The organism is Novosphingobium sp. PhB57 (assembly GCF_004342985.1).
In the GTDB taxonomy this organism is placed as follows: Bacteria; Pseudomonadota; Alphaproteobacteria; order Sphingomonadales; family Sphingomonadaceae; genus Novosphingobium.
The window spans coordinates 123,545-148,312 of record NZ_SMBO01000002.1; the positions used below are offsets into that span (position 1 = coordinate 123,545).

Annotated in this window: 21 protein-coding genes; 9 read left to right on the forward strand and 12 right to left on the reverse strand. The window is 66.0% G+C overall.

Features of this window, described 5'->3' with window-relative positions:
• Positions 1-30: 30 nt before the first annotated feature.
• Positions 31-924, reverse strand: a complete 894-nt coding sequence (locus EDF58_RS08250) for a UTP--glucose-1-phosphate uridylyltransferase (protein WP_132264413.1) — start codon at positions 922-924, stop codon at positions 31-33.
• A 127-nt stretch (positions 925-1,051) separates the two neighbouring features.
• Here EDF58_RS08250 and murA point away from each other — a divergent pair, with 127 nt between their 5' ends.
• Complete coding sequence (murA, locus tag EDF58_RS08255) at positions 1,052-2,335, forward strand: UDP-N-acetylglucosamine 1-carboxyvinyltransferase (protein ID WP_132264415.1); 1,284 nt, start codon at positions 1,052-1,054, stop codon at positions 2,333-2,335.
• Between the two features lie 78 nt (positions 2,336-2,413).
• On the forward strand, positions 2,414-2,635 hold the full coding sequence (locus EDF58_RS08260; RefSeq protein ID WP_132264417.1) for a hypothetical protein: 222 nt from the start codon (positions 2,414-2,416) through the stop codon (positions 2,633-2,635).
• A gap of 118 nt (positions 2,636-2,753) precedes the next feature.
• Here EDF58_RS08260 and EDF58_RS08265 read toward each other — a convergent pair whose 3' ends face one another.
• Positions 2,754-2,987: a ribbon-helix-helix domain-containing protein gene (locus EDF58_RS08265; RefSeq protein ID WP_132264419.1), complete on the reverse strand. Its 234-nt coding sequence runs from the start codon at positions 2,985-2,987 to the stop codon at positions 2,754-2,756.
• 171 nt (positions 2,988-3,158) lie between these two features.
• Here EDF58_RS08265 and EDF58_RS08270 point away from each other — a divergent pair, with 171 nt between their 5' ends.
• Positions 3,159-3,485 carry a YnfA family protein gene (locus EDF58_RS08270; protein WP_132264420.1) on the forward strand — a complete coding sequence of 109 codons (327 nt, stop codon included), beginning with the start codon at positions 3,159-3,161 and terminating at the stop codon, positions 3,483-3,485.
• A gap of 60 nt (positions 3,486-3,545) precedes the next feature.
• On the opposite strand, the gene phbB is transcribed toward EDF58_RS08270, so the two are convergent.
• Positions 3,546-4,268 carry an acetoacetyl-CoA reductase gene (gene phbB, locus EDF58_RS08275; RefSeq protein ID WP_132264422.1) on the reverse strand — a complete coding sequence of 241 codons (723 nt, stop codon included), beginning with the start codon at positions 4,266-4,268 and terminating at the stop codon, positions 3,546-3,548.
• Between the two features lie 140 nt (positions 4,269-4,408).
• Complete coding sequence (locus EDF58_RS08280; protein ID WP_132264424.1) at positions 4,409-5,131, reverse strand: hypothetical protein; 723 nt, start codon at positions 5,129-5,131, stop codon at positions 4,409-4,411.
• A gap of 385 nt (positions 5,132-5,516) precedes the next feature.
• Between EDF58_RS08280 and EDF58_RS08285 the strand changes: the two genes are divergently transcribed.
• From EDF58_RS08285 to EDF58_RS08305, 5 genes are all read left to right on the forward strand, one after another.
• Positions 5,517-5,984, forward strand: a complete 468-nt coding sequence (locus EDF58_RS08285; RefSeq protein WP_132264426.1) for a DUF3576 domain-containing protein — start codon at positions 5,517-5,519, stop codon at positions 5,982-5,984.
• 71 nt (positions 5,985-6,055) lie between these two features.
• The gene (gene leuS / locus EDF58_RS08290) at positions 6,056-8,587 is read left to right on the forward strand and encodes a leucine--tRNA ligase (RefSeq protein WP_132264428.1); all 2,532 of its coding nucleotides are present in this window, start codon (positions 6,056-6,058) and stop codon (positions 8,585-8,587) included.
• Between the two features lie 86 nt (positions 8,588-8,673).
• Positions 8,674-9,111: an LPS assembly lipoprotein LptE gene (gene lptE / locus EDF58_RS08295; RefSeq protein WP_165921377.1), complete on the forward strand. Its 438-nt coding sequence runs from the start codon at positions 8,674-8,676 to the stop codon at positions 9,109-9,111.
• Between the two features lie 61 nt (positions 9,112-9,172).
• The gene (gene holA / locus EDF58_RS08300; protein ID WP_132264430.1) at positions 9,173-10,231 is read left to right on the forward strand and encodes a DNA polymerase III subunit delta; all 1,059 of its coding nucleotides are present in this window, start codon (positions 9,173-9,175) and stop codon (positions 10,229-10,231) included.
• 148 nt (positions 10,232-10,379) lie between these two features.
• Positions 10,380-11,780 carry a sugar transferase gene (locus EDF58_RS08305; protein WP_132264432.1) on the forward strand — a complete coding sequence of 467 codons (1,401 nt, stop codon included), beginning with the start codon at positions 10,380-10,382 and terminating at the stop codon, positions 11,778-11,780.
• A gap of 168 nt (positions 11,781-11,948) precedes the next feature.
• On the opposite strand, the gene EDF58_RS08310 is transcribed toward EDF58_RS08305, so the two are convergent.
• The 3 genes from EDF58_RS08310 to EDF58_RS08320 are packed head-to-tail and all read right to left on the reverse strand — an operon-like array spanning position 11,949 to position 13,794.
• On the reverse strand, positions 11,949-12,491 hold the full coding sequence (locus EDF58_RS08310; protein ID WP_132264434.1) for an LptA/OstA family protein: 543 nt from the start codon (positions 12,489-12,491) through the stop codon (positions 11,949-11,951).
• Positions 12,492-12,505: 14 nt separating this feature from the next.
• Entirely contained in the window at positions 12,506-13,153 is a 648-nt protein-coding gene (gene lptC, locus EDF58_RS08315; RefSeq protein ID WP_132264436.1) for an LPS export ABC transporter periplasmic protein LptC, read from the reverse strand.
• Between the two features lie 17 nt (positions 13,154-13,170).
• Positions 13,171-13,794 carry a ribonuclease D gene (locus EDF58_RS08320; protein WP_132264438.1) on the reverse strand — a complete coding sequence of 208 codons (624 nt, stop codon included), beginning with the start codon at positions 13,792-13,794 and terminating at the stop codon, positions 13,171-13,173.
• A gap of 138 nt (positions 13,795-13,932) precedes the next feature.
• On the opposite strand from EDF58_RS08320, the gene ung reads away from it, so the two are divergent.
• Positions 13,933-14,604 (forward strand): uracil-DNA glycosylase, encoded by a 672-nt coding sequence (gene ung, locus EDF58_RS08325; RefSeq protein WP_132265279.1) that lies wholly within the window; start codon positions 13,933-13,935, stop codon positions 14,602-14,604.
• Between the two features lie 16 nt (positions 14,605-14,620).
• Here ung and EDF58_RS08330 read toward each other — a convergent pair whose 3' ends face one another.
• The 5 genes from EDF58_RS08330 to EDF58_RS08350 form a co-directional block, all read right to left on the reverse strand.
• Positions 14,621-14,929 carry an antibiotic biosynthesis monooxygenase family protein gene (locus EDF58_RS08330; RefSeq protein ID WP_132264439.1) on the reverse strand — a complete coding sequence of 103 codons (309 nt, stop codon included), beginning with the start codon at positions 14,927-14,929 and terminating at the stop codon, positions 14,621-14,623.
• A gap of 156 nt (positions 14,930-15,085) precedes the next feature.
• Positions 15,086-16,519, reverse strand: coding sequence for a glutamate synthase subunit beta (locus EDF58_RS08335; protein WP_132264441.1), 1,434 nt, complete (start codon positions 16,517-16,519; stop codon positions 15,086-15,088).
• A 19-nt stretch (positions 16,520-16,538) separates the two neighbouring features.
• Positions 16,539-21,176, reverse strand: a complete 4,638-nt coding sequence (gene gltB / locus EDF58_RS08340; protein WP_132264443.1) for a glutamate synthase large subunit — start codon at positions 21,174-21,176, stop codon at positions 16,539-16,541.
• Between the two features lie 274 nt (positions 21,177-21,450).
• A complete protein-coding gene (locus tag EDF58_RS08345; RefSeq protein WP_132264445.1) occupies positions 21,451-23,448 on the reverse strand; it encodes a hypothetical protein in 1,998 nt (665 codons plus the stop codon).
• A 46-nt stretch (positions 23,449-23,494) separates the two neighbouring features.
• Positions 23,495-24,748: a TIGR04063 family PEP-CTERM/XrtA system glycosyltransferase gene (locus EDF58_RS08350; RefSeq protein ID WP_132264447.1), complete on the reverse strand. Its 1,254-nt coding sequence runs from the start codon at positions 24,746-24,748 to the stop codon at positions 23,495-23,497.
• Between the last annotated feature and the right edge of the window lie 20 nt (positions 24,749-24,768).

Consider the following 24,768-nt stretch of genomic DNA (forward strand, 5'->3'; position numbering starts at 1 on the left):
CTTTTCGTCTGAATCACAGGGAAGAAAGGCTCAGCCCAGGAGCTTCTTCGCGATGGTCCGCACTTCCTCGCCGATATCCGAGCGATCGAGCGCGATGGCGAGCGTGGCTTCCACGAAGCCGACCTTCGAACCGCAGTCGAAACGCTGACCGGCGAAAGTCACCGCGTGGAACGGCTGCTGGCCGATCAGCTTGGCCATCGAATCGGTGAGCTGGATCTCGCCGCCGGCGCCCTTGCCCTGGTTCGCCAGGAGATCCATGATTTCCGGCTGGAGGATGTAGCGGCCCGAAACGATCTTGTTCGAGGGCGCTTCGGCCACCTTGGGCTTTTCGACCAGGCCCTTCACTTCGGTCAGCGCACCGCCCAGCACGTCGAGCGTGGCGCCCGGCGCGATCACGCCGTAGCTGGAGACTTCTTCCTGCGGCACTTCGAGCACCGAGACGAGGTTGCCGCCCACTTCGTTATAGGCTTCGACCATCTGCGCCATGCAGCCGGGCGAGCCGTACATCAGTTCGTCGGGAAGGAAGATCGCGAAAGGTTCGTCGCCGATCACGGCGCGGGCGCACCAGACCGCGTGGCCCAGGCCGAGTGGGACCTGCTGGCGCACGGTCACCAGGTTGCCGGGCTGGATGCGGGTCGGTTCGAGGGGGTCGAGCGACTTGCCCCGCGAGGACATGGTCGCTTCCAGTTCATAGGCCGTATCGAAATGTTCGACGATCGCGGTCTTGCCGCGGCCGGTGACGAAGACGAACTCCTCGATCCCGGCTTCGCGGGCTTCGTCGACCGCGTATTGGATCAGAGGCCGGTCGACGACCGGAAGAAGTTCCTTCGGAATCGCCTTTGTGGCGGGAAGAAAGCGGGTTCCAAGTCCTGCTACCGGAAATACGGCTTTTCGGACGGGCTTTTTGAACTGTGGTGCAGACATGGGTAAAGGTCTGACTCCGTTTGGTTACAATGCGATTAAAGCCGCTTCGCAGATGCAGCGCAACAGTCTATCCATCTTTCTCCGAGGTGTGCTTGCTGCACGGCCAAATCCCGTTAAAGAGCGGGCCATGGACAAGATCATCATCCAAGGCGGCAAGCGCCTCTCCGGCACCATCCCCGTTTCCGGCGCGAAGAACGCGGCGTTGACGCTCCTGCCCTGTGCCTTGCTGACCGAAGAGCCGCTGACCCTGCGCAATCTGCCGCGCCTGGCAGACATCGACGGGTTCCAGCACCTGATGAACCAGTTCGGCATCTCGACGATGATCGCCGGCAGCCGTCCCGAAGATTTCGGCCGGGTGATGACGCTCCAGGCCACCCGCATCACCAGTTCGGTGGCGCCTTACGATCTCGTGCGCAAGATGCGCGCCTCGATCCTGGTGCTCGGCCCGATGCTGGCCCGCATGGGCGAGGCGACCGTGTCGCTGCCCGGCGGCTGCGCGATCGGCAACCGCCCGATCGACCTGCACCTGAAGGCCCTGGAAGCGCTCGGCGCCCAGATCGAGATGGCGGCCGGCTACGTCCGCGCCATCGCGCCGGACGGCGGCCTTCCCGGTGGCCGCTATTCCTTCCCGGTGGTCTCGGTCGGGGCGACCGAGAACGCGTTGATGGCCGCCGTGCTCTGCACCGGCAAGTCCACGCTGCACAACGCCGCGCGCGAGCCCGAGATCGTCGACCTCTGCAACCTGCTGGTCGCCATGGGCGCGCAGATCGAAGGGATCGGTACTTCGGACCTCACCATCCACGGCGTGTCCCGTCTTCACGGCGCGACCTACATGGTCATGCCCGACCGTATCGAGGCCGGCTCCTATGCCTGCGCGGCGGCGATCACCGGCGGCGAAGTGACGCTGAAGGGCGCGAAGATCGAGGATATGGAAGCCACCGTGCAGGCCCTGCGCGATGCTGGCGTCCATGTCGAACCGACGGCTGACGGCCTCCATGTCGCGGCCGACGGTCCGCTGAAGCCCGTCACCCTTTCCACCGCGCCTTACCCCGGTTTCGCCACGGACATGCAGGCCCAGCTGATGGCCCTGCTGTGCCGTGCCGAAGGCTCCAGCGTGCTGACCGAGACGATCTTCGAGAACCGCTACATGCACGTTCCCGAACTCAACCGCATGGGCGCGCATATCGAGACCAAGGGCCGCACCGCCGTGGTCCACGGCGTGCAGAAGCTGACCGGCGCGGAAGTGATGGCAACGGACTTGCGCGCGTCGATGAGCCTGGTCATCGCCGGCCTGGCGGCCGAGGGCGAGACGCAGGTACACCGCCTCTACCACCTCGATCGCGGCTACGAGCGGCTGGAAGAAAAGCTCGCTCTGGTCGGCGCACAGATCGAACGGGTCGGCGGCGAGTAACGCAACCTATCGGCGCGATGGCGCGTTGCTCCCCCGAATACCCGAAAGGGTCCGGACACCCCAGGAGGAGCAACGACCATGGGCTTGATCAAATTGGCCGCAGCCGGAGCCATCGGCTACGCGCTTTACAAGTATGCCAATCGCGACGGCCAGCAGGCGGCAACCGCCGGCGGGTCCGAGAACTATAGCGTGCGCGATGCCGGGCCGGAGAACATGACTCACAAGCCGCCGCGCTGGTCCAAGACCGACGAGGCGATCGACGAGAGCTTCCCGGCCAGCGATCCGCCGTCCACCTACTGATTTCCTGCGGGAACACGATCTCCTGCGAGCCATCGCAGTGTACCCAAGGGGCGGGACCGCAAGGTTTCCGCCCCTTACCGTTTGGCGCCTCATCGCTTTGTATCGCAAGGCCGGGCGTTCAGGCCTGCAGGGCCGCGACCAGCCATACGCGAATGGCGCTTGCCAGACCGGGCGGGGTTTCCGCTTCCAGCCGCTCGGCATCGATCCGCGCCACGAGCGCGTTGATCGGAATCCCCCCTTCCGCGGCAACCTGGCGCAGCAGGTCCCAGAACACCGGTTCGAGGCTGATCGAGGTCTTGTGACCCGCGATCTCGATCGAGCGCTTGACCGGCGGGTGGTAGATCGACGTCATTGCCCTTGCCTAGCAGGCGGCGCGACCCGGGTGAATGGCCTGGACTCGCGTCAGGCTGACTTGCGCCGCTGTTTCCGGGACGCCGGCGCTTTCGTCGCCCGCTGCCTCGCCCTTGCGCCATGGCCCCAGAAGCCGGGAGACAGGCTGCCCGCCCCTCGCTATCGATCGGGAATGCAGAGCGTTATCATCTACATCGGCGCGGCGCTGGCCGAAATCGGGGGCTGTTTTGCGTTCTGGGCCTGGCTGCGGATGGGGAAGTCTCCCCTTTGGCTATTACCGGGCTGCGCTTCGCTCGTGCTTTTCGCCTGGCTGCTGACGCTGGTGGACAGCAGCAATGCCGGGCGGGCCTATGCCGCCTATGGCGGAATCTACATCTTTTCGGCCCTGTTGTGGCTCTGGATCGCCGAGGGCGTTCGCCCGGATCGCTGGGATCTCGGCGGAGTAGCCGTCTGTCTGGTGGGCGCGGCCATGATTCTCTTCGGGCCGCACAAGGTCTGAACCCAAAGGTCAGAAGAGCAGGGCGGACCGACCCGACGCGCGGGCCGGTCCGCCGATGGCTCAATACATGTGCTGGCCGCCGTTGATGCTCAGGGTAGAGCCGGTGACGAAGCCCGCATTGTCGGAGCAGAGGAAGGCACAGCCGCGCGCGATCTCGTAGGCGTTGCCGAGGCGGCCGACGGGGATCTTGGCGACGATCTTCTCAAGGACCGGCGCCGGGACGGCGGCGACCATGTCGGTATCGATGTAGCCGGGCGCGATGGCATTGACGGTGACGCCGTACTTGGCGCCTTCCTGGGCCAGCGCCTTGGTGAAGCCGTGGATGCCGGACTTGGCCGCGGCATAGTTCACCTGGCCGTACTGGCCGGCCTGGCCGTTGATCGAGCCGATGTTGACGATGCGGCCCCAGCCGCGCTCGCGCATGCCGGAGAACGTGGCCTTCGCCATGTTGAAGCACCCGCCGAGGTTGATGCGCATCACCTCGTTCCAGTCATCGAAGCTCATCTTGTGAAGCACGCCGTCGCGCGTGATGCCGGCGTTGTTGATGACGATATCGACGGGGCCGACTTCCTCGGTCACCCGCGCGACGCCGTCGAGCACGGCTTCATGGTCGCCTACGTCCCATTTGTAGGCGGCAATTCCGGTCTTGTCCGTGAAAGCCTTGGCCTTCTCGTCATTGCCTGCATAATTTGCAACTACGGTGTGGCCCCTCTCCTGGAGGGCCAGCGACACAGCCTCCCCGATACCCCTGGTTCCGCCGGTAACGATAGCAACGCGCGCCATTCAAATAGCCTTTCGCTTAGTGAGCATCCACCAAGCACAGGCTAGGAAATGCCGTGCGCAAGGGCAAGCGGAAGCCCTCCCGCAGCAAGCTTTAATTACGCCATGTCGGATTGAGAGAAATGCAGCCTGAGTTGCAAAAATCAGAACTTGAACTGCGTGCCCACATAGACTGCCTGGCTGTCCTGCCTGCCGTCGGTCAAGGGCACCAGACGTTCGCGATCCTGCGAGTAGCGAACGCCTGCCGTCAGATCGAGATTGTCGGTCACGCGGTAGGCTCCGGCTAGGTCGACCTCACCCGCTTCGCCCACGAAAGTGTGCGGTGCGCGGCCAGGCGCGCGCTTTTCGTCGATCGACAGGCGCGTGGTGAACCGCGGTTCCTTCTGCGAAGGCGTTCCGGCCTGAAGGCTGAACTTCTTCAGTTCCGGCGCATCGGCAAGGCCGCGGGCAGGGGGGGCGGCCGGGGTGATGTCGGCCGCGAAGTTCTGATAGCCGCGCGCCACGCCCAGGTTGAAGGCGGCGGGCGCGATCTTCAGGCCGCCGACGCTGGCCAGCTCGCTATGCGGTATCGGGTTGCGATTGCGCACGATGATCGCCTGCGCGGCTTGGGGATCGACGCGCACCGCCACCGTGACGGCGCGTTCGCGGCGGCCCGCGGCTCCGGCGGGGGTGAACGGGAAGGCATCGCCATTACCCAGCGAGCGCATGGCAATGGCGCGGGACAGGTTCTCGGGCGAAGTCTCGGCATCGAGCGCATCGAGGGCGCGATTCGAGGGATCGGCCTTGAACGTGGTGGTGAAGGCCAGGACGGCGCTGGGCAAGGCGAGCACGGTCACGCAGCAGGCCAGCATCATGCTGGTCCTCATGCCGCTTTTCGACGCGTGATTGCGCTCGCTTTCCGTCACTTCAAGTCCCAGTCGTCTTCCATGCCGGCCGGCCCCAATTCCGCCTTCCGGCGCCAAAACACCCTGTCCGGCCATGCCGGCCTGCAGGATGGCGCGGCGAAAGGCTATAGCCGGTAGCTCCATTCTGGCCGCGGCATCTTAACACAGGCTGATCCACGCGGGGAAGGGGCAGAAAGGCGCTTTCCCGCGCCGCGCCGCCGTTCAGCAAGCGTTTAGCCTTGCAGGGGTTATGGCCGCAAGCTGAAGAAGCCGCACTTGCCGCCGGGCAATGGCGGCTATAGAGGCGTTTCACGGCAGGCGCGCGGAAAGTCCGGCGCCTTCGCCAAGACAGGAACTGGGAATTACGATGACAGGCAGCACCCATACCGGCCTTCTCTCTGCTCGATCGCTGGCAACCGCGGGCTTCTGCGCCGTGGCCGCGCTTGCACTGGCCGGCTGTGGCGGTGGCCGCAAGCAGGTGAATTCCTCGATCGCGCCCTCGGCGGTGACTACGATCGGCGTGAACAGCTACCTGTGGCGCGCCAGCCTCGATTCGCTCTCGTTCATGCCGCTGCTCCAGTCGGACAGCGCCGGCGGCGTCATCGTCACCGACTGGTACGTGAATCCCAAGCAGCCGGGTGAGCGCGTCAAGGTCACCGTCATGATCCTCGACAAGGACCTGCGCGCCGACGCCCTGCGCGTAACCGCGCAGCGCGAAGTCTCCGCGAACGGCGGCTGGGCTGCGGCACCGGTGCAGGCTGCCACCGTGCAGAAGCTGGAGGACATCATCCTCACCCGCGCCCGCGACCTTCGCCGCGATTCGATCGGCGGCTGATTGTTTTTTGAACGCGGCACCGGCCGGTGCCGCGACTGTGCGGGGGCTTACCCGCAGGAGACTCGATTAAGATGACCGAGCGGTTCGATCCGGCTCAGGCGGACACGCGCTGGCAGGCTGCGTGGGACGACGCGCAGTGCTTCAAGGCGGACGACACTTCGTCCAAGCCGCGCAGCTTCGTGCTTGAGATGTTCCCCTATCCTTCGGGGCGCATCCATATCGGCCACGTCCGCAACTATACGATGGGCGACGTGCTGGCGCGCTATAAGCGCATGACCGGCCACGAAGTGCTCCATCCGATGGGCTGGGACGCGTTCGGCATGCCGGCCGAGAACGCGGCGATGGAAAAGGGCGTCCATCCCGGCGGTTGGACGCGCGAGAACATCGCCAACATGAAGGCGCAGCTGAAGCGCCTGGGCTTCGCGCTCGACTGGAGCCGCGAAATCGCCACCTGCGAGCCGGAATACTACGGCCACGAGCAGGCGCTGTTCATCGATCTCTACGAGAATGGCCTGGTCTACCGCAAGGAATCGGCGGTCAACTGGGATCCGGTCGACCAGACCGTGCTCGCCAACGAGCAGGTGATCGACGGGCGCGGCTGGCGCTCGGGCGCACTGGTGGAGAAGCGCAAGCTCTCCCAGTGGTTCCTCAAGATCACCGACTTCGCCGACGAACTGCTGGACGGTCTCTCCACGCTCGACAAGTGGCCCGAAAAGGTCCGCACGATGCAGGAGAACTGGATCGGCAAGTCGCAGGGCCTGCAGTTCAAGTTCGACCTCTCGGCTGAAATCGGCGGCATCGGCTCGGTCGAAGTCTACTCGACCCGTCCGGATACGATCTTCGGCGCCAGCTTCGTCGCCGTCGCCGCCGATCACCCGATCGCCCAGGCGGTTGCTGTCGGCCGTCCCGAGGTCGAAGACTTCATCGCGCTGTGCAAGCAGGGTGGGACGACCGCGGCCGAACTGGAAACCGCCGAGAAGCTGGGCTTCGATACCGGCGTCAAGGCCAAGCACCCGTTCACGGGCGCCGACCTGCCGGTGTTCATCGCCAACTTCGTGCTGATGGACTACGGCACCGGCGCGGTCATGGCCGTTCCCGGCCACGACCAGCGCGACTTTGAATTCGCCACCAAGTACGGCTTGCCGATCCTGCGCGTCGTCGCGGCGAGCGAAGCCGATGCCGACAAGTCGTTCGACGGCGAGTCCGAGGCCGGTGATGGCGTCTGCGTTCATTCCGACTTCCTCAACGGCATGGCCGTGAAGGAGGCCAAGGCTGCCGTCATTGCGCGCGCCGAGGCGGAAGGCTGGGGCGAGGGCAAGACCGTGTGGCGCCTGCGCGACTGGGGCGTCTCGCGCCAGCGTTACTGGGGCACGCCGATCCCGTTCATCCACTGCGAGGTTTGCGGCGTGGTGCCGGTGCCCAAGAAGCACCTGCCGGTCACGCTGCCTGAGGACGTCGATTTCACGACTCCCGGCAATCCGCTGGTGCGCCACCCGACCTGGAAGCATGTCGATTGCCCGCAGTGCGGCCATGCCGCGCGCCGCGAGACCGACACGCTCGACACGTTCGTCGACAGCTCGTGGTATTTCCTGCGCTTCGCCAGCCAGCCGGAAGACCGTCCGTTCGACCCGGCCAAGATCGCCGAATGGCTGCCGGTTGAGCAGTACATCGGCGGTATCGAGCATGCGATCCTGCACTTGCTCTACGCCCGCTTCTGGACGCGCGCGCTGGCCCGCATCGGCAAGATCGAGGTGAAGGAACCCTTCGCCAGCCTGTTCACGCAGGGCATGGTCACGCACGAAACCTATTTCCGCATCAACGATGCCAATGGCCAGCCGGTCTATTTCTCGCCCGGCGAGATCGAGCGCGGCGCCGAAACCGCCACGCTCAAGGCCGATGGCGCTCCGGTCGAGATCGGCCGCGTCATCAAGATGTCGAAGTCGAAGAAGAACGTCGTCGACCCCGACGAGATCGTGGCGACTTACGGTGCCGACGCGATCCGCTGGTTCATGCTGTCGGACAGCCCGCCGGAACGCGACCTGCCGTGGTCGGAAGCCGGCATCGAAGGCTGCGGCCGCTTCGTGCAGCGGTTGTGGCGCCTGTTCGCCCAGTACGATGCCTCGGCAACGGGGGACGACAAGGCGATAGACCGCAAGGCGCACCAGACGGTGGCCGCGGTCGCTTCGGATATCGAATCGCTGGGCTTCAACAAGGCCGTGGCGCGCATCTACGAACTGACCGGCGCGGTCGAGAAGGCGGCCCCTTCGGCCAGCCGCTCGAACGCGATCCGTACGCTTCTGCTGCTCGTCTCGCCGATGATGCCGCACTTGACCGAGGAAGCTTTCGCCCAGTTCGGCGAAGGTCTCGTCGCCCAGGCGGCCTGGCCTGCCGTCGATCCGGCGCTGCTGGTCGAGGACGAAGTGACCGTGGCCGTCCAGGTGAAGGGCAAGCTGCGCGACACCCTGACCGTGGCCAAGGGCACGTCCAAGGAAGAGCTTGAAGCGCTTGCCCTTGCCAGCGAGAAAGTGCAGCGTGCACTGGATGGAGCCGAGGTGAGGAAAGTGATCGTCGTTCCCGACCGACTGGTAAATCTCGTCGCGTGAAGGGTTTCCTGCGCCCTCGTTTCCTGCGTCTCGTCAGCCCGGCTCTTCTCGGGGCCGCTGTGCTGTCCGGATGCGGTCTCCAGCCGATGTATGCGGGGGGCGGCAGCGGTGCCGTCGCGCGCGGGCTTCAGGGCGTGCAGGTCGCGGCGATCGAAGGGCGTGCGGGCTGGCTGGTCCGCAATGCCGTGGTCGATCAGCTCGGCGCGGAAAAGAGCGGCGTAGCGCCGCGCTACCGCCTCGACATCCGCCTGGACGACAAGCTCGAAGGCTTCGCCCTGCTTTCGGACGATACCATCGGCCGTGAACGCCGCACGCTTCGCGCGCGGTATCAGCTGGTCGACATGTCCAGCAACGAGATCGTGCTCGACGCCACTGCCGGATCGGATGCGGGCATCGACGTCGTCTCCTCGGACTATGCGACGATCGCGGCGGAACAGACCGCGCTCGAAAACATGTCGAAGGACGTCGCCACCCGGATCGTCACCGCCGTCGCGCTGCGCCTGCGCGGCGACACCAAGCAGTAACCGGGCCGATGCGGCCCAGAGAAATGAGGCCAGCGCTCGTGCGTCCTTGCGGAGCGGGGGCGTGAAGGCCACCCAGAAGGACTTCGGCGGCCTTGCAGCCCGCGCCGCACAGCAGGCGCGGGTTTTCTTCTTCTGCGGCCCGGACGAGGCCGGCGCGAGCGACGCCGCGGCGAAGATCCTCTCTTTCCTGCCCGAACCGGGCGAGAGGGTGGAAATCGCCGGCTCCGAACTGCGCCGCGACCCGGTCAAGCTGGGTGACGAGGCGCGCTCCAATTCGCTGTTCGGCGGCACCTCGCGCCATATCTGGGTGCGCGCCCAGGGCGACGAGGCGCACGATGCCGTCCAGATCCTGCTCGAAAACGAAGTGGACGCCTGCCCGGTCCTGATCGTGGCGACTGGCGCCACCGACAAGTCGCGCACCGCCAAGCTTCTGGCGAATCGGCCCGACGGGCTGGTGGCGATGTTCTACCCGCCGGACCTGTCATCGGTGACCAGCGCAGTGCGCACGATGGCGAATGGCGCCGGCCTGAAGATGGGCAGCGACCTTGCCGAGCGAATCGCCCGGGCCTCTGGCCTGGATACCCGTCTGGCGCGCTCGGAAGTGACCAAGCTGGCGCTCTATCTCGATGCCAGCGCGGAGACGCCCCGCCCGGTATCCGCCGCGGATCTCGATGCCGTGGGCGCTGCGACCGAGGACGACGATTTCGGACCGCTGGTTGACGCGGTGCTGGGCGGCAAGCGGGATGCGATCGGCCCCGAACTCAAGCGCTTGCGCGACCAGGGCATCAATGCCGTTGGCCTGCTGCTCGCCTTCGAGCGGCGCACGGCGCAGCTCGCCGGGCTGAATTCGCGGCTTGGAAGAAGCGGCGACGTGGCCGCCCTGATCGATTCGGAAGCGGCTTCCCGCCGAATTTTCTGGAAAGACAAACCAGCACTTGGGGTGCAATTGCGGATCTGGCGTGGTAATCGTTTGGAACGGCTGGTTGCCCGTCTTATTGCAATGCACCAAACCCTTTTGGGTAATAGCCAGGATGCTGACCTTCTTCTCGCGGAAGGGTTAGTCGAAATAGCTAGAATTGCTACGCTTGATGGCAAACAACGGATAAAAAGAACAGCTTAACTGAATCGGCTTTCCCGCGCCGATGGAATGTTCATAAGGACATTCGCCTATTGCAGTGCAGCACGGACTTTCATTCGTGGCATTGGTGGTAGGACAGGACGAGGGGATCCGGGGGGCATGAGTTCGACAATTCGGGAGTGTTGAACGCATGAATGCGCCATTTGCAGTATCGACCCAAGCCGTTCAGCGCTCCGAAGCAGACGAACTTCTCGTCGCACCTTCGCTCGAACGTAGACGGCTTCAATGTTATCTTGCCTTGCTGGTTGGGGACCTTGTGGCCCTGCTAGCTGGCTTCGCACTGGCTGGCTGGCTTTATGATACCGGCCGGGGATTTCAGATGGCACTCGTCTACGGACAAGTGCTCTTGCCGATTTTCCTCACATTGGCCTTGTACAATGCCGCCTACTCCACCGACGCGCTTCGCGACGGCTGGCGAGGTATCTTTCGTGCGGAAGTGTCGATGGTGGTGGCGGTCGTCGTCGTCGTCTTCGTGCAGTTCCTCATGAAGTCCTCCGCCGAACTGTCCCGCGGGGCGTTCAGCGGCGGGGTGATCTGCGCCATGGGCTTTATCGCCTGGTCGCGGCTGCAGCTTCGCAGCTTCGTCCACTGGCGCTGCGGTGCCAATGTCATCAATGAGCTGATCATCGATGATGGCGGTCCGCAGCTGCGCATGCCGGGCGCGATCCGCGTCTCGGCGGCAGCCATGGGGCTGCGGCCCAACCTCAAGGACCCCGATTCGCTCGACCGCGTCGGCCTCGTGCTGCGCAACATCGACCGGGTCGTGGTGAGCTGCCCGGCCGACCGCCGCGCGGAATGGGCCATGGTGCTCAAGGGCGCCAATGTCGACGGTGAAGTGCTGGACGACGAAGTCGCCCGTCTGGGTGCCCAGGGCGCGCGCGTCACGGGTCAGCACGGCCTGCTGCTCGTTTCGGCAGGGCCGCTCGGAATACGCGAGCGCGCCATCAAGCGCATCTTCGACGTCGCCTTCTCCGGCGCGGCGATCCTGGCACTCTCGCCGCTGCTGCTGGTCGTGGCACTGGCCGTGAAGCTGCAGGACGGCGGACCGGTGTTCTTCGTCCAGCGCCGGATGGGCCGCGGCAACCGCTTCTTCAACATGTACAAGTTCCGCAGCATGACGCAGGCCTTGTGCGACACGAACGGCAACGTCTCGGCCTCCAAGGAGGACCAGCGCATCACCCGGGTCGGCCGCTTCATTCGCGGCACCAGCATCGACGAGCTGCCCCAGCTCTTCAACGTGCTGCTGGGCGACATGAGCCTGGTTGGGCCGCGTCCCCACGCCACGGGCTCGCTGGCGGGCGAGAAGCTGTTCTGGGAAGTGGATCGCCGCTACTGGCAGCGCCACTGCCTGAAGCCGGGCCTGAGCGGCCTGGCGCAGGTGCGCGGCTATCGCGGCGCCACGGACCAGGAATCGGACCTGATCAATCGCCTCCAGTCCGATCTCGAATATCTCGAAGGCTGGACCATCATGCGCGACCTGCACATCATGTTCCTCACCCTGCGGGTTCTCGTCCACGATCGCGCCTTCTGACCCGGCGGGAGCGCGGCCTTTCCCGAAGGCCGCCTCCGCCCGGAAGAAGGTCCAGGCACAGCAAAAAGGCCGGTCATGACCCCAGGGTCGTGACCGGCCTTTTTGCTGTGCCTGCTGAATGCGCTTTCGTCCTGGGGGGGTGCCCTGAGACGTATCGACCCTTCGGCGTCAGTTGGTCTTCTTGGGGACGTTGAAGGTGCCCTTGACGCGGCCGCCCGAGGCCGAGGAGACGCCGCTCTTGAGGTCCATCACGAAGCGGCCGCCGTGCAGGGTATCGCCGGTGCCGCGCTTGAGGCTGGCATTGCCGACCATCGTGATGATGCGCTGGTTGAAGTCGTAGATGGCGGTATCGCCGGTGGCCACCTGGTCCTGGCGGGTGACGACGACATTGCCGCTGGCGGTGATGCGCTGCACCTGGGTCTGGTCGCCCTTGGTGAAGTCGATCACCGTGCGCGCGCCGCGCAGGCGCAGGTCGGCCTGGGTAATGTCGACATTGCCGGTCAGCACGACCCGGTTCTGCTTGTCCTGCAGCTCGATGCGGTCTGCACCGAAATCGACGGGCGCATTCGAATTGTGGCCCGAGATCGCCTGCGCGCCCAGCTGCTGGCCGGCGGCGAACAGGGCCAGCCCGGCCACCGGGGCCGCGATGGCGGCGCGGAACAGGCGGGACTGGAGCAGGCCCGATTTGGGCAGGCTGGCTCGGAAGGTCATTTTGGCGCGGGGGGTCATTGCGGCATCCTCAGCTTGCCGGGCGTAATGCGCATCCGGGCATTGCCTTCGAGCGTAATATTGCGGGTGTCGAGATCGGCGTGCATCTTGTCGGCTTTGAAGGTGCCGGAGGGCACGGTGCCCTGGACACCGCCCGATGCGACCGCCGTCTTCTCCTTGATGTCGACGTCTACCTTGCTGGTGGTCATCGTATAGCCGTCGGACGACTTGAAGTTGACCGGGCCGTCCACCGCCATGGTGTCATTGTCGAAATTGTAGGCACCGCGCGGCGCGGCGATGTCGGCCGGGCCGTCGCGCAAGTTCATCCTGGCGATGAGCTTCTGCATCTCGACGATGGGGATTTCGGGCGAGCGCTGCACCGCGGTGCCGGCCGTGACCACGAAATCGCGGCCCTGATTGTCCTGGCCGCGATAGGCGGCGTTGTCGACGGCGATACGCTCGCCGGTGGTCGCCACCTTGTTACGGTCGAGCAGGAAGCTGATCTCGCCCCGCGGGGAGAGCGGCACCAGGATCATGACGGCCGCCACCAGCCCGATGCCCGCGGGCAGGGCCTTGGCAAGGAAGGCCACCATGCGATCGTGCGAGCCGCCGGGCGCGGCAAAGTGCCGGCGGCGGTTGCGGACCTGGTTGGCTTCGACCGACATGCCTGTTTACGCTCCGATCAGGCGGCTTCGTGGCTGAAGATATCGTGGTCCGGCCAGCCGGCCAGGTCGAGCCGGGCGCGGGCGGGCAGGAAGTCGAAACAGGCCTGGGCGATGTCGCTGCGATTCTCGCGGGCAAGGCGCATCACCAGGATCTGGTGCATCGCATGAAGGTATCGCACGTCCGAAGCGGCATAGTCCTTCTGCGCCTCGGTCAGTTCGGCGGCGCCCCAGTCGCTGGACTGCTGCTGCTTGGAGACTTCCTTGCCCAGCAGTTCGCGCACCAGGTCCTTCAGCCCGTGTCGATCGGTGTAGGTCCGCACGAGCTTGCTGGCGATCTTGGTGCAGAATACCGGTGCGGCGGTGACGCCCAGGTAGTGCTCGATCGCCGCGAGGTCGAACCGCGCGAAGTGATAGAGTTTCAGGCGCGCCGGATCGGCCAGCACCGCTTTCAGGTTCGGCGCGGCAAACTCGCTGCCGGGCGCAAAGCGGACGAGATGCTCGTCGCCCTGTCCGTCGGAAATCTGGACCACGCAAAGGCGGTCGCGCGGGGTGATCAAGCCCATCGTCTCGGTGTCGACGGCGACGGGTCCCGGCGCAAGTACGCCTTCGGGGAGATCTTCTTCGTGGAGATAGACAGCCATGGTCCGGAAATGCTTAGGGACTGGGCCTGAGTTAGGCAATGGCCAAGGCGGCCGGAGTTTGATCCGAACGCACAAGTCCGGGATGCCGATGGCCGCCGACAGATCGGGAGTAAGCCGCAAGTGGACGCTTCAGGAGCCATGCAGGGCGTGCCGCCATCCTGGCAGGCCGCGCTAGGTCCGGTGCTCGATTCCCCCGAATCGCGCCATCTCGGCGGCTGGCTTCAGGCCGAGGAAGACGCCGGAAAGCGGATATATCCGCCGCGCGGCAGCCGCCTCAGCGCCCTGGAACTGACGCCGCTGGACGAAGTGCGCGTGGTCATCCTGGGGCAGGATCCCTACCACGGCGCCGGACAGGCGCATGGCCTGGCCTTCTCGGTGGCGCATGGCGTGCGGGTGCCGCCTTCGCTGGCGAACATGTACAAGGAACTGGCGACCGATTGCGGCGTCACGGCGCCGGGACACGGCAACCTGGAGCACTGGGCGCGGCAGGGCGTCCTGCTGCTCAACAATGCGCTGACAGTAGAGGAGGGCCAGGCCGGGTCTCACCAGAAGAAGGGCTGGGAGGCGATCACCGATGCTGCCGTGGCCGCCGTCGCCGCGAAAGCGGAGCCCTGCGTGTTCCTGCTCTGGGGCAATCACGCGAAGAAGAAAGCCATGCGGGTGCCGGGTCTGGCCTCCAGCCATCACCTCGTGCTGACCGCGCCGCATCCCAGCCCGCTGTCTGCCCATGCCGGATTCTTCGGCAGCCGGCCCTTCAGCCAGGCCAATGCCTTTCTGGAGGCCAACGGTCGCGGCCGGATCGACTGGTAGGCTGCTGGCGGCGCGTTCAGGCGGAGACGCCGGATATGGCCTCGTCCATGACGTAATGGCTCATCGCCCCGCCCACGCCCATGTCGCCGAAGGCGGCGCGGAAGCGGGTAAAGCTGTCCAGCGCGCGGGCAGCCTCGTGGGCTTCCATCGATGTCCACACGACGTTGAAGGTGAATTTCGACGGATTCTCCACGCCCCGGCCGAATCGGACGGAGACGACGCCTTCGCAGGCGGCGAGCTGGGCCAGCCCGTCTTCGTTCATGGCCGCGGCGAAAGCGTCCTCGGCGCCCGGACGCACTTCGATCTCGGCGATTTCCAGCAGCATTCGGGCGTTCTCCGGGGGACAGGGACGAGCGAGCCTCGCCGCGTCCCGGCCTTGGGTCAATCGCCGGCCGGGAGTGATCGCCCGGACGGAATGCCGGCATGAAAAAGGGGCGCTCCTTGCGGAACGCCCCTTTTCAATTCAGCGGACCGGCCAGCGTCAGCGCGGCAGTTCGGAAGCGCCCATGAGTGCTTCGTCCACGGCGCGGGCGCACTGGCGGCCTTCGCGGATCGCCCAGACCACCAGCGACTGGCCGCGGCGCATGTCGCCGCAGGACCAGATGGCCGGGTCGCTGGTGCGGTAGTCGACCATGGTGGCCTTGACGTTGCCGCGTGCGTCCAGATCGACGCCCGACTGGTCGAGCATGCCGGCCTTGCGGGGGCCGACGAAGCCCATGGCGAGCAGGATGAGGTCGGCCTGGAGCGTGAACTCGCTGCCTTCCACTTCCTGCATCTTGCCGTCCTTCCACTCGACGCGGACGCATTCGAGGGCCCGGACGTCGTTGTCGCCGACGACGCGCTTGGTCAGCACCGCCCAGTCGCGATCGACGCCTTCCTCGTGGCTGGACGAGGTGCGCAGCTTGAGCGGCCAGTTCGGCCAGGACATCGCCTTGTTCTCGTGAAGCGGCGGCTTGGGCATGATTTCCAGCTGAGTCACCGAAGCGGCGCCCTGGCGGTTGGAAGTACCGACGCAGTCCGAACCGGTGTCGCCGCCGCCGATGACGATGACGTGCTTGCCGGTGGCCGAGAGCGTGCCGCGCGGAGCGGCGCGGAGTTCGTCATCGCCGGCATTGCGCTTGTTCTGCTGGGTCAGGAATTCCATCGCGAAGCGCACGCCCGGCAGTTCGAAGCCGGGGATGTTCAGCGGACGGGGATCTTCGGCACCGCCGGAGAACACGACAGCGTCGAAGTTTTCCTTGAGCGAGGCGACTGAGACCGTCACGCCCACTTCGGTGGAGGTGCGGAATTCCACGCCTTCAGCCATCATCTGCACCAGCCGGCGGTTGATGAGGTGCTTTTCCATCTTGAAGTCGGGAATGCCGTAGCGAAGCAGGCCGCCGACGCGGTCGTTCTTCTCGAACAGGGTCACCGAGTGGCCGGCGCGGGCCAGCTGCTGCGCGCAGGCCATGCCTGCCGGGCCGGAACCGACCACGGCCACCGACTTGCCGGTCTTCTTCTCGGCAGGCTTCGGCGTGATCCAGCCTTCCTGCCAGCCCTTGTCGACGATCGCGCATTCGATCGACTTGATGGTGACCGGCTGGTCGATGATATTCAGCGTGCACGCGGCCTCGCACGGGGCGGGGCAGATGCGGCCGGTGAACTCGGGGAAGTTGTTGGTCGAGTGGAGGACTTCCAGCGCGTTCTTGAAGTCGTCCTCGTAGACCAGGTGGTTCCAGTCGGGGATGATGTTGTTGACCGGACAGCCGGTATGGCAGTGCGGCACGCCGCAGTTCATGCAGCGCGATGCCTGGTCTTTCAGCGCTTCCGTCGACAGCGGGACGACGAATTCGTTGTAGTTCTTCAGGCGCTCGGTGGCGTCGCCGTAAGTGCGATCCTGGCGGTCCAGTTCGAGGAAGCCGGTTTCCTTGCCCATCTTGATACGTTCCTAGATCTTATTCTGCTGCGACCGAGGCGGCTTCGAGGCGTTCCGCCTCCTGCTGGCGCAGAGCCTTCGCATAGTCGCGCGGCATCACCTTGACGAACTTGCCCAGCGCGTTCGACCAGTCGTCGAGCAGCGCGCGGGCTCTTTTCGAGCCGGTGTGCAGGTGGTGGCGTTCGAGCAGGATGCGCAGGCGCTCCGCATCGTGGCGCAGCATGTCGCCCATGCCCAGGTCGCGGACCGAGACGGTGCGCTGCTGGGGACGGCCGGTTCCCTCTTCGTCTTCGTCTTCGGCCGAGATGCGGATGAGATCGACCATCGCCGGGTTCACCAGCTTCTCGAACTCGCCGTCCTCGTCGTAGACGTAGGCGATGCCGCCGGACATGCCTGCCGCGAAGTTGCGGCCGGTCTTGCCCAGCACCGTGACGACGCCGCCGGTCATGTATTCGCAGCCGTGGTCGCCGCAACCTTCGACGACCGCGATCGCGCCCGAGTTGCGGACTGCGAAGCGCTCGCCGCCGACGCCGTTGAAGAACGCCTCGCCGGAAATCGCGCCGTAGAGCACGGTGTTGCCGACGATGATGTTCTTGAGCGGATCGCGGTTCACATGGCCGGGCTGGCGCACGATCACGCGGCCGCCGGACAGGCCCTTGCCGACATAGTCGTTGGCATCGCCGGTCAGGTCGAGCGTGACGCCGTGGGCAAGCCAGGCGGCGAAGCTCTGGCCGGCGACGCCGGTGAGCTTCACGTTGATCGTGTTGTCGGGCAAGCCGTCATGGCCGTAGCGACGGGCCACTTCGCCCGAGAGCATCGCGCCGACCGTGCGGTTGACGTTGATGACGCTCTTTTCGATGCGAACGGCCTGGCGGTTGTCCAGAGCGTCGCCCGAAGCGGCAATCAGCTCGTTGTCGAGCGCGTTCTCAAGACCGTGGTCCTGCGCTTCGCTCCAGCCCAGCGAGGGGCTGTCGCCCAGCGGTGCCTGGTAGAGCACCTTGGACAGGTCGACACCCTTGGCCTTCCAGTGCTGGACGGCCTTCTTCATGTCGAGCTTGTCGACCCGGCCGACCATTTCCGCGATCGTGCGGAAGCCGAGTTCGGCCATGATCGCGCGCAGTTCCTCGGCGACGAAGAAGAAATAGTTGACCACATGCTCGGGCTGGCCGGTGAAGCGGGCGCGCAGGAGGGGGTCCTGGGTGGCGACGCCGACCGGGCAGGTGTTGAGGTGGCACTTGCGCATCATGATGCAGCCGGCCGCGATCAGCGGCGCGGTGGCGAAGCCGAACTCTTCCGCGCCGAGCAGCGCGGCCACGGCAACATCGCGCCCGGTACGCAGCCCGCCGTCGGCCTGGACCACCACGCGGCTGCGCAAGTTGTTGAGCAGCAGGGTCTGCTGGGTTTCGGCCAGGCCGATTTCCCAGGGCGAACCCGCGTGCGTCAGCGAGGTGAGCGGCGAAGCGCCGGTGCCGCCTTCGTAGCCCGAGATCGTGATGTGGTCCGCGCGCGCCTTGGAAACGCCCGCGGCAACCGTGCCCACGCCCACTTCGGACACCAGCTTGACCGAGACGCGGCTGGTCGGGTTCACGTTCTTGAGATCGTGAATGAGCTGCGCGATGTCTTCGATCGAGTAGATGTCGTGGTGCGGCGGCGGCGAGATCAGGCCGACGCCGGGCGTCGAGTGACGGGTGGCGCCGATGGTCTTGTCCACCTTGTCGCCCGGCAGCTGGCCGCCTTCGCCGGGCTTGGCGCCCTGGGCCATCTTGATCTGGATGTCGTCGGCGTTGACGAGGTACTCGGTGGTCACGCCGAAGCGGCCCGAGGCGACCTGCTTGATCGACGAACGCATGGAATCGCCGCCCGGCAGGGGCTTGAAGCGCGAGGGATCCTCGCCGCCTTCGCCGGTGTTCGACTTGCCGCCGATGCGGTTCATCGCCATCGCCAGCGTGGTATGCGCTTCCCACGAGATCGAGCCGTAGCTCATCGCGCCGGTGGCGAAGCGCTTCACGATCTCGCTGGCAGGTTCCACTTCGGAAATGTGGATCGCCTGGCCGGGAACGAACTCCATCAGCCCGCGGATGGTGAGCATCCGGGTCGACTGGTCGTTGATGGTGCGGGCGAATTCCTCGTACTTGGCGGGGATATTGCCGCGCACGGCGTGCTGGAGCGCGCCGATGTTCTCGGACGTCCAGGCGTGTTCCTCGCCGCGGACGCGCGAGCCGTAGATGCCGCCGACGTCGAGCATGCTGGCGTAGATCGGGTTGTCGCCATAGGCCGCATCGTGGCGGCGGACGGCTTCTTCCGCGATTTCGGCCAGGCCCGCACCCTCGATGGTGGTGGCGGTTCCGGTGAAGTACTTGTCCACGAAGGCGGTCGAGAGGCCGACCGCGTCGAAGATCTGCGCGCCGCAATAAGACTGATAGGTCGAGATGCCCATCTTGGACATGACCTTGCGGATGCCCTTGCCGACGGCATAGACGTAGTTCTTCGCCGCCTGCTCCGCCGAAACCGGCAGGTTCTTGCGAACGCGCACGGCCTCGATGGTCTCGAAGGCGAGATAGGGGTTGATCGCTTCGGCGCCGAAGCCCGCCAGCGCGCAGAAGTGGTGGACTTCACGCGCTTCGCCGGTCTCCACGACGAGGCCGGTCTGCATGCGCAGGCCCTGGCGGACGAGGTGGTGGTGGACGGCGGCCGTCGCCAGCAGGGCCGGCATCGGGATACGGTCGGGGCCCTGGGCACGGTCGGACAGGACGAGGATGTTCTTGTCCGCCAGCACCGCTTCGGTCGCGGCCCAGCACATTTCCTTGATCGCCATTTCGATGCCCGCGGCGCCGGTCTTGGCGTCCCAGGTCATGTCGATGGTGGCGGTACGGAAGGCGCCGTCAAGCGCGGCTTCCACCGAACGGATCTTGGCGAGGCCAAGGTCGGTCAGGATCGGCTGGCTGACTTCCAGGCGCTTGTGCGTGCCGGCATCGTGGCCGAGCAGGTTCGGGCGCGGGCCGATCATCGAGACGAGGCTCATGACCAGTTCCTCGCGGATCGGGTCGATCGGCGGGTTGGTGACCTGCGCGAAGTTCTGCTTGAAGTAGTCGTAAAGCAGGCGGGCCTTGTTCGACAGCACCGGGATCGGCGTATCGGTGCCCATCGAGCCGAGCGGATCGTCGGCGGCGACGGCCATCGGCTCCAGGAAGCGGCTGACGTCTTCCTGGGTATAGCCGAAGACCTGCTGGCGATCGAGCAGCGTGCCCGTGGGGGCGGGCAGCTCGGCCAGTTCGGGCTCGATCACGTCGAGATCGGCCAGCTTGTACTGCGCCTGGTCGAGCCACTTCTCGTAGGGCTCTTCATTGGCAAGCTGGGTCTTGATTTCCTCGTCCTCGATGATGCGGCCCTGATCGAAGTCGATCAGGAGCATCCTGCCGGGCTGGAGGCGCCACTTGCGGACGATATTGTCTTCCTTGATCGGAAGCACGCCGGATTCCGACGCCATGACGCAGATGTCGTCGTCAGTGACGAGGAAGCGCGCGGGGCGCAGCCCGTTACGGTCGAGCGTGGCGCCGATCTGGCGGCCGTCCGTGAAGGCCACGGCGGCCGGACCGTCCCAGGGTTCCATCAGGGCAGCGTGGTATTCGTAGAAGGCGCGGCGTTCCGGCGTCATCAGCGGGTTGCCCGCCCATGCTTCCGGAATCAGCATCATCATCGCGTGGCTGAGCGAATAGCCGCCCGCCAGCAGCAGCTCGAAAGCGTTGTCGAGGCAGGCGGTGTCCGACTGGCCATGCGGGATCAGCGGCCACATCTTGTCGAGATCGGCGCCGAGCAGCTCCGATTCCATGGTGCGGCGGCGCGCGTTCATCCAGTTCACGTTGCCGCGAACCGTGTTGATCTCGCCGTTATGGGCCATGAAGCGGAACGGATGCGCCAGCTTCCAGCTCGGGAAGGTGTTGGTCGAGAAACGCTGGTGCACGAGGCCGAGTGCCGAGACGAACTCGGGGTTGCGCAGATCGTCGTAGAACGAGCCGACCTGGGTCGCCAGCAGCAGGCCCTTGTAGACGATCGTGCGGCTGGAGAAGCTCGGCATGTAGAGCTCGGTCAGGCCGGGCAGCTTGTGCTTTTCGGCCATGGCCTTGAGCGGGTTCTGCGTCTGCTTGCGGATCGCCAGGATCTTGCGCTCGAAAGCGTCCTGGTCGGCGCAGTTGTCGCCGCGGCCGACGAAGCACTGGCGGATCACCGGCATCGAGTTGATGACGGTCTTGCCCAGGCCATCGAGCGTGACGGGCACGTCGCGCCAGCCGATCAGGTGCTGGCCTTCCTTGGCGATGAACTTTTCGAAGGTCTGCGTGATGAGGTCGCGGCTGGCCTCGTCCTGCGGCAGGAAGCACATGGCGACGGCATAGTCGCCCGGCTGCGGCAGTTCGACGCCGGTCGCGGCGGCCCAGCTGCGGAACAGGCCATCGGGAAGCTGAGTCAGGATTCCTGCGCCGTCACCCAGCAGCGGGTCGGCACCCACCGCACCGCGGTGGTCGATATTTTTCAGGATTTCCAGCGCCTGAGTAATGATAGCATGCGTTTTCTGGCCTTTGATATGGGCTACGAAGCCCACACCACAGGAGTCGTGTTCGTTACGCGCATCATAAAGGCCCTGGGGCTTAGGAAATCCCATCGATATAAACCCATCCTGTCATTTTTTGCCGGGGACCTGTCCACGCCCCGCCGCGCACGAATCGTGCGGCGCCGGTGCGCGTCATGGTGGTCCCTCGCGCCCCCATGACGATTGCGGGACGCTTTTGCAATGGTGAAGGCAGGGGTGCGCGCAAAATTTAGTGCGTGTGCGCGGGAAAAAAGGGAATTTTGTTATGCGAAAACGTGTTTCAGTTGCGTGGAACGCGTTTTGGCAGGGGCCGGCCTCTCAAAGCCCAGCTCCCGGGACCGACCGTTCAGGCGGCCCCGCTCATGCGCTGGAGCGTGGCAAGCGCGGCGCGCAGGGCCTTTTCTGTTTCGCTGGGATCGGGGCGCGCGGGCGGGTCGAACGGGCGGTGCCCACCGTCCTCGGCAAGGTGCGCCTCTTCCACCGGGCCTGAGTCCTCGCCGAAAGCCTCGGCGGGGGCGGCGTTCTCGTCGAAACGCACGAAGTTCTGGCGGGGCGCCTGGCGCGAGAGGTTGAGCAGCGAGGAGTAACCCTGCTCGAGCACGGCCTCCTGTTCGTCGTCCTCGGGAGCCTCGGCATAGTCGAAGTCCTGCGAGAGCGGGTCGAAGGCGGCATATTTGCCGAGATCTTCGGCCTCGGCCTCATCACCAAGGCGTTCCGCCTCTTCGGCATCCGCCAGGGTGCGGGCCAGGACCGAGATCGGGCGGGCCGGCGCCAGGCCGATGTGGCGGGGCGGGACGTAGCCGGGCAGTGCGTCCTCGGCTTCGTCATGGCCGAAGGCATCGAAGCCCACCGGACGCAGGGCCGCGGGGATGCGGGTGGTGGCGGAAGGGACGATGTCCTGCTCCGGCGATTCCCGATCCGGCGATGCTTCGTCCGGGACCGGGCGCAGGGGCGCCGTGAACGGCGCTACCGAGGCAAGGCGCGGGAGCGTGGAGAGGGAAGTGGCAGGCGCGGGGAAAGCGATGGTCTCGGTGCCCGGCGATGCGGGATCGAAAAGCGGCGCCGGCATTTCGGCGGTTGCGGTGCCTTTGGGCGCGGTGATTTCTGAAGCCGTGCCGTCGGACGGCGCGCTGTCAGGAGTGGCGGCCTGAAGACGGCGCCTGCGCTGCTGCTCCATGGCCAGCGCCAGGCGTTCGAGAAGCTCGACTTGCGAAAGGTCTTCAAGGTCGGCGCCGGCAATCCGCTCCGCGGCCTGCGGCAGCTCTTCTGCGGCCCGGAAGGACACGGCGATATCGGCCGTCTCCGCCGCTTCGGAGGAAAACAGCGGCCGGCCTTCGGAAGCCGGCGTTTCGGCCACTTCGGACAAGGAGCGCGAATAGGCTTCGAACAGGCGGTTGTTCAGGGTTTCGGGCGCCGGTGCGGATGCGGCAGGCTCGGGGACTTCGTCCTGCGAGACAGCCCAGGCGGCCGGCGAGAAGGTGTGGGTTTCCTGGCGCGGTTCGAGCCATTCCGGGATGCGGCCGAAGGGACCGTGATCGTCTTCGGCAAAACCGCCCTGGCCAGGAACGTCCGGGCCGATGGTTTCCGGCGCGACATCCTCAGCGCGGGCCTCGGAAGCGATTTCGGCTTCGTCCTCGTTCGCGACAGACCATTCGGCAGCCAGCGATTCGGGCATGTGCGATTCGGGCATCTCGGCGGTTTCGAGAGCGCCGGCCGTGTCCAGGTCGCTCTCGGCCAGGGTCGGTTGGCGATAGGCGTGCTGCTCAGGCGGGAGCGCCGGGTCGGTCAGGCCGGCGGCCTCGATGCCTTCCAGGTCGAGATCGGAGAGGTTGAGAATCGGCGGCTGGCCGTTCCCGGAAACTTCGGCGTCGGTTTCGGCTGCGGCATCGGCCTCTTCCAGCCGGGGGACTTCCTCGGCCACCAGCGCGAAAGCACGGCGGCGGCGCGGCATGGCGGCGGACTTGCGGTCCTGCGCCGGGTCGGCTTCGGGTTCGAGATCGGTTTCCGCAGGTTCCAGCCCGGCGAACGGCATGCGCGCCGTGCCGGTTTGCGAGGTCTGCGCTTCGGCGGTCTGGGCCACGCGGCGGGCGGCCACCAGGCCGATCAGTCCGCCCAGGCCGGTAAGCCCCAGGGCGAACAGGATGCGGGCGGTCGTCCCCAGCGGGGGCGCGGCCATGGGCACCAGCTTGGCAATGCCGGTCGACAGGACGATATGCTCGATCAGCGCCGGACTGACGATGATCGAACCCAGGCCGAACAGGGCCGCGAACCACAAGGCCACGATGGCGGGGAACAAGGGATGACGGCTGATCGGCTGGGGCTTCCTGTTCTCTGGTTTCGCCACGTTTCTAAACCCCGTTCTCAGATCTGTTTGAGCGGAAGCCGCCAGCTCAGGCAGCGGTTTCCAGCCTTTTTCGTGCATCGAGAGGTGCCACCATTTGGTAAACGTCTCGATAACGACCGGCATTGACGGCCCAATCGTGCCGTTCCCGGACATGTTGGAGCCCGGCCTGGCGGTAGGCATCCCACGATTCGCGCGCGTCCAGCAAGCCCGCAAGTGCGGCGGCGCAGGCGGCGGGATCGTCTGGTGCGAAGAGAGTGCCGGTCTTGCCGTGAGTGACCAGTTCGCGGTGTCCGCCCACGTCGCTGGCGGCCACGAGCTTGCCCTGCGCCATGGCCTCCAGCGGCTTGAGCGGCGTGACGAGGTCCGTCAGCCGGCTCTTCTTGCGCGGATAGGCCATCATGTCGGCCAGCGCGTAATAGCGCTCCACGTCCTGATGCGGCACGCGGCCGATGAAGCGGATCGCGCCGGCAGCGGGAGAAGCCAGCGCCTGCGCCCGCAGCGCCTCCTCGCGCGGGCCTCCGCCCACCAGCAGCAGCCGCGCCAGGGGCTGGCGTTCCAGCAGCAGCGGCATGGCGGCGATCAGGTCGTCCAGCCCTTCGTAGTCGTAGAAGCTCCCGATGAAGCCGATCACCGGGCAGGCCAGGGCGCCGGCGGGGCCATCCACCTCGAACCCGAGTTCGCGGGCGAGCGCGGGATCGCGCGGGGGCGGCGCGCCGAACAGGCTGAGGTCGACACCGTTGGGCATGAGCGTGATCTTCCCCGCCGGCACGCCGCGCGCGACGAGGTCTTGGCGCAGGCCGTCGCAGATCGTCACGACGGCATCGGCGCGCGACACCACGCGGTTCTCCAGCGCCCGGGTCAGGCGGTACTTCAGCGAGCCTTCGCGGCCCGTGCCGTTGCCGACCGCGGCATCTTCCCAGAAGGCGCGAATTTCATAGACGAGGGGAATGCCGTGGCGCCGGGCGACGCGCGCGGCGGCCGCGCCGCAGAGCGAGGGCGAGTGGGCATGGAGCACGTCCGGCCGCCATTCGTGCACCACCCGCTCGATGGATTCGGCGAAAAGCCCGATCTCGCGCCATTCGCGCAGGACTGGCGGGCCGTCGACCGATCCCGACGTGCGATGGAACACCAGGCCATCGGCTTCCTCCACCGCGGGGCCGGCCGCCTTGTGGCGTATGCCGGTGACGCCCCGGACTTCGAAGCCCATGGCCTCCTGCGCCTTCAGGATCGCGCGGGTGCGGAAGGTGTAGCCGCTCTGCATCGGCAGCGAATGGTCGAGGACGTGAAGGACGCGGGTCATGAGCCAGGTCGTAAGTCTGC